3 protein-coding genes are annotated in these 5,551 nt (G+C 66.9%); 1 reads left to right on the top strand and 2 read right to left on the bottom strand.

Annotated features, from left to right (window positions below; translation table 11 throughout):
- On the top strand, positions 1–3,926 hold a 3,926-nt coding region (locus tag WAW17_RS21200), incomplete at its 5' end, for an AAA domain-containing protein (RefSeq protein ID WP_422334882.1).
- Between the two features lie 26 nt (positions 3,927–3,952).
- Here WAW17_RS21200 and WAW17_RS21195 read toward each other — a convergent pair.
- Together WAW17_RS21195 and WAW17_RS21190 are read right to left on the bottom strand one after the other, a co-directional pair.
- A complete protein-coding gene (locus WAW17_RS21195) occupies positions 3,953–4,876 on the bottom strand; it encodes a carbohydrate kinase family protein (protein ID WP_422334881.1) in 924 nt (307 codons plus the stop codon).
- A gap of 69 nt (positions 4,877–4,945) precedes the next feature.
- Positions 4,946–5,458, bottom strand: a complete 513-nt coding sequence (locus WAW17_RS21190; RefSeq protein WP_422334880.1) for a DUF6790 family protein — start codon at positions 5,456–5,458, stop codon at positions 4,946–4,948.
- Between the last annotated feature and the right edge of the window lie 93 nt (positions 5,459–5,551).

Genomic DNA, 5,551 nt, shown 5'->3' with positions numbered 1-5,551 from the left:
AACTCGTAGTGGCGGCGGGGCTGCTCACTTCCACCGACGAGTCGGCCGACATCCGCACGCACCTGGTGACCCAGCCGGCGAATATCGAACGCGACGCACGGACCGGCGACCTGCTGGTGCGGTTGATGCCCGACACCGCGCCGCGGCTCGAGGACTCCGAACTGTTCACCGGCCTCGAGATATACGACAGCTCGCGCGCGTTGCCGCTCCAGCGACAACTGCAGGACGCCGCGACCTCCCCGCTGAGCGCCGATGTCATGAAGGTTCTGGGGCAATGGTCGCGGGAGGCATTGAGCGTGAAGACGCCCCCGACCCTCACCGCGTCACCCGCGCTGGTCTTGCGAAAGCGCAGTTCGTTCGCGTTGATCGAGTACTACGACCAGATGCTCGCTCACCTCGACGGCGAGGGTGTGACCGTGCCCCTCGGTCTCGCCCAATTGGTCGATGCCATCGAAACGCGGGACCGTCTGGATTGGCTCGACCGCACGGGAGCCGCCGACGCGTCGCGCCTCGCGGAAGATCCGCTCTTCCCGCTGCCCGCGAATGCCGAGCAGTCGCAGATCATCGAGCGGCTCGGCGAGGACAGCGGAGTGGTGGTGGAAGGCCCACCGGGAACCGGGAAGACCCACACCATCGCCAACCTCGTGTCCGCGCTCCTCGCCCGAGGTCAGCGTGTGCTCGTGACAAGTGAGAAGGCGCAGGCCCTGCGGGTTCTGCGGGACAAGCTGCCGCCCGAGATGCAGGAGCTGTGTGTCTCGATCACCGACCTCTCGCGGAACGGTTCGGACGAACTCACCCGCAGTGTCGCGAAGATCGCCGAGCGCAAGTCGTCGTTCAATCCGCGGAGTGAGAAGCAGAAGATCGACAACCTCCGCGCGCAGCGCGACGAGGCGGTGCGGAAGCGCTCGGTACTGCTCGACGAAGTCAAGGCGCTGCGTGAGTCCGAGACGCACCACACGCACGTCGCCGACGGCTACGAGGGCACCGCGGCCACCATCGTGCGCGCCGTGGTGTCCCTGGAAGAGGCTTACGAGTGGCTGCCGGGGCCGCTGCTCGCCGAGGAGTCGCCGCTGACCGGAGCCGAGGTGGAGGCCCTGCGCCGATTGAGCGGCGCGGCGTCACCGTCCCGGGCGGAACGGTCCCGTCAGAGTCTGCCCCCACTCGACACACTGTTGCCGAACCGGGCTCAGCTGGAACGACTGTGTGCGCGGGCGTCCGCACACGTTCTGATCGAGACGCCGCAGTCCGCCCAGCTTCTCGGCGTTCTCGAGGGCGTCGATCCCACGGTTGCCTTCACCATCCGCCGGTACTGCAACGAACTCCATGCGCATGCAGTCGACATCCTCGAGCTCGATGGCAGATTCCAGGGTCTGGCCGACACGGTGCTGGCGGGTGGAGCCGCGCACCTGTGGGGCCGGTTGGAGGCTCTGCCTGCGATTGTCGAGGCGGCCACTGCGGCCGACCGGTACGTGGGCGCGCACGATGTGCAGTGCTCCGTGATGACCAGGCCTGCCCTGCACGCGGTGGGCGCGCTCGCGGTGGCGATGGAGTCCGGCGCCGTCGAGTGGAAGGCGCGATTCCGGCGCAGCCGCGAACAGAAGGCCGTCGAAGCCCTCGACATCGACGCCACCGTTGACGGAGTGCCTGCCACCACCGCTGTCACGGTGCGGTTGGTGACCGAACACCTGCGTGCCCACGATGCCGCGCAGACGGCAGCGGAGTTGCTCGACGACGTCGGAATTCCAGTGGAACTCACTGGTTCTCGTGCTCTCCGGGTCGATGCCCTCAACAGGGTTGTCGATCGGGTGGGGCGGGTGCGTGCGCTGCTCGCCGCGCGAGACGCGCTCGCCCGGGAGCTGTTCGCGTTGTCCCCCAACGCCCCTCGGATGAGAAGTCTCACGGATGTCCTCGCCGTGGCGAACGCAGCCGAGTCGATCACCTCTCGCACCGATGTCGACACTGCCCGCGCGGAACTGGCTGCGATCGTCTCGGCGGTGTCCACCGCCGTCGATCCGGGTCCCTCACCCGAGGGCACCGCACTGGTCGCGGCTCTGGAACAGGCCGACGGTGCGGCATTGCCGGACGCGTTCGCCCGCTACGCCGTCGCGTGCAGCGAGCAACAGGATCAGCAGCTCTTCGAGGAGTTGTCGGGACGCCTCGCCCCGGTGGCGCCGGCGCTCCACGAATTGGTGCGGGAGACCGCGACGCTGCCCGAATGGGACGAGATCAGCTGGCAGCTGTCGGACGCCTGGGCATGGCGCCGCGCTCGCCAATGGGTCTCGGAACACCACCGACCCGGACGTGAACAGGAACTGAAAGCCGAGCTGTCCGCCCTCGACGCGGATCTCGCGCAGTTGACGGCTCGCCTCGCGGCCGCGTCCGCCTGGCGGGACTGCCTCGAACACCTGACCGCGGAACAGGTTCGAGCGCTGCAGACCTACCGAGAGCACATCTCCAACATCGGCGCGGGATCCGGAAAGTACGCCGAAAAGTACCGCAGTGCAGCCCGTTCCGCCATGGGCTCGGCGCAGGGAGCCGTCCCCGCCTGGGTGATGCCGCTGCAGCAGGTGCTTGCCTCCATCCCGCCCGTGCCGGGCAGCTTCGACGTGGTGATCGTGGACGAGGCCAGCCAGGCAGACATCACCAACCTCTTCCTGCTGTGGCTCGCACCGCGGGTGATCGTGGTGGGGGACGACAAACAGTGTGCGCCAGCTGAAATCCCCACCCACGGCACCCTCGCAGACGTGTTCACCCGGCTCGATGCCTACCTGCCGGACCTTCCCGAGTACGTGCAGGCGACGTTGACACCCCGATCGAGCCTGTTCTCGATTCTGCGCACCAGTTTCGGTCAGGTGGTGCGGCTTCGGGAACACTTCCGGTCGATGCCCGAGATCATCAACTGGTCGAGCCGGGAGTTCTACGGCGATTTACCTCTGGTACCGGTGCGGCAGTTCGGCGCAGACCGTCTCCCGCCCCTGAAGCACACGCTTGTCCCGGACGCGTCGGTCACCGGCAAGGACGCGACGTTGACCAACCACGCCGAGGCGACGGCACTCGTCGATCAGCTGATCGAATGCCTGGTGGATCCGCTTTACGAAGGAAAGACGTTCGGCGTGGTGGTGCTGCAGGGGCAGTCGCAGGTTGATGTGATCCGCGGTGAACTGGTGCGGCGCATCGGCATCGAGCAGTGGGAGCAGCGTCGCCTGCGGGTGGGTACTCCACCGGACTTCCAAGGTGACGAACGCAGCGTCGTCTTCCTGTCGATGGTAGTGGCGTCCGGCCGGAACTTCGCGCCGTTGACCGCCAACCAGTACAAGCGCCGATTCAACGTCGCGGCGTCGCGGGCCCAGGATCAGCTGTGGTTGTTCCACTCCGTGACCGTGGACGAACTCGAGCGTTCGGACCTGCGGAATGCGCTGCTCCGCTACATCGAGTCCACCTCCCCTGCCCCCGCCGAGCCCATGCCTGTCGACGTAAGTCGTGACGTGCGGACTCCGCCGTTCGACAGTCTGCTCGAGCAACGGGTGTTCAACGACATCGCGGAGCGCGGCTATCACGTCAATCCCCAAGTCGAGGTGAACAATCGGCGCATCGACCTGGTCGTGACCGGCGGAACGATGCGGTTGGCGGTGGAGTGTGACAGCGACTCGTTCTCCACCACAGCCGAGCAGCGTCTCGCGGATCTCGAACGCGAGCAGGAACTAGAGCGTTGTGGGTGGACCTTCTGGCGGGTCCGTGAATCGGAGTACTGCCTCGACCCCAAGGGCGCGATGGCGGGGCTGTGGGAACTGCTCGCGACCGTCGGCATCGTGCCGCATGCGGTGCCGGACACTTTCGATGCGGCCACCGAGCATCCTCGCCGTGAGCCGTCGACGTCCGAGGGTGGAAAGCATGCTGCCCCTGTCCTCGTCGAGGACCCCACCTGAACCACCCGAAGTGTGCGCGACGAGTGTCATCGAGGCACCCCGGCCGCGCGCGTCAGGCTCTCCCTGGTGGGAAGGTCGGCACCCGGCCGCGCGACCGTCAGCGCGGCGGCGAGGACGGCATTGCCGAGCACGATGTGCAGTTCGTCGTGGCTGATCCGGTGCAGAGCCTCCCGGCGCTCGACGCCCAGGAATGCGCGGGACCAGAATCCGTCGAGAAGGCCGGCCATGAACGCGTCGCCCGCACCCACGGTGTCCACCACCGCGACCTCGACGGCCGGGACTTCGACGACGCCGCCCGCGTAGACGGCGAACGCGCCCTGGGCACCCGCTGTGACGGCCACGACGGCGGGCCCCCGCGACAACCAGTCGTGGGCAACGTCGAGGGGATCGCGGTCGGGATCGAACCACCGGAGATCCTCGTCGCTGGCCTTGACGATATCCGCGATCGACACCAGGTACTCGATTCGCTCGCGGGCGCGGGCGGCGTCGGTGATCAAAGGTGGACGCACATTCGGGTCGTAACTGATCGTCGACGAGGCACGCTGGGAAGTCACGAGGTCGGCCACCACAGCACATCCCGGTTCCAGCACCGACGCGATCGACCCCGTGTGGACGAGATGGGAGCTGGAGTTCCAGCGCGGTGAGGGCAGATCCCAGTCGAGGTCGAATGCGTAGCGGGCGGCGCCTGCGGGGTCGAGCGTGGCGTGCGCCGTCGCGGTCCGCTGCGGTGTGACGCTCCCCGGTGCCAGCGCCACACCCGAAGCGCGAAGGTGCTCGGCGATGCGGTGGCCGTGGGGATCGTCTCCGATGTGGGTGACGAACTCGACGGGGCGTTCGAGTCTGCCGAGCCCGACCGCGACGTTGAGCGGACTGCCGCCGACGTACTCCACCACGTTGCCGTCGCTGTCCGTGACGATGTCGATGAGTGCTTCGCCGATGACCAGGCTCATTGACTCCACCTTCTCGCGTAGTGCCTCGAGCGTCCCACGTGCGCCGGTGCGGTGCAATCAGTCGGGCCGTCAGCGCGCAGCGACCGTTTCGCGCGGTGCCGCGTCCCCACTCCGCTTGCGGGACGCGGCATACAGCACCCATCCCACGATCGGCATGATGATGTCGAACCACAGCGGGAAACCGATGTTGCCGGACTTCGTGTTGTCCTCGGCGATCCAGAAGTAGATGTGGCCGACGGCGTCACCGAAGTATTGCACCGTCATGACAGTGAGGACCGCCAGCCAGAAATACCCGCGGAACCGGTAGCACATGATGCCGGCGACCCCGATCGCCAGATCCCCCATCGCATTCTCGAACTGGAATCCGCCGTCACCGCGGGTGTATCCGATCATCTCCGCGGTGTCGGGTCCGTCGAATACGTGAAACGCCGCGCCGATAACCGAACCGACACCCACCACGGCCACCAGCCACCACACGAGGTATGTGTCGATCGTGGTGGCGGGACCGGCTCCCTCACGGCGCCTGCGGGACTGGATGGTGGCACCGATCAACGCGATGAGCACGAGAACGACAGTTGGCATCATGTTCTCCCGTCCGCGGGGCTGCTGTGATGAGCAGTGTATGTCCGAGTCGGCTGATGGCCGGGCATACTGTGCGGAAAATGTTGGAAGCAG

It is taken from the genome of Rhodococcus sp. (in: high G+C Gram-positive bacteria) (genome assembly GCF_049286785.1).
In the GTDB taxonomy this organism is placed as follows: Bacteria; Actinomycetota; Actinomycetes; order Mycobacteriales; family Mycobacteriaceae; genus Rhodococcus_F.
This window is presented reverse-complemented; position numbering and strand designations above follow the sequence as displayed.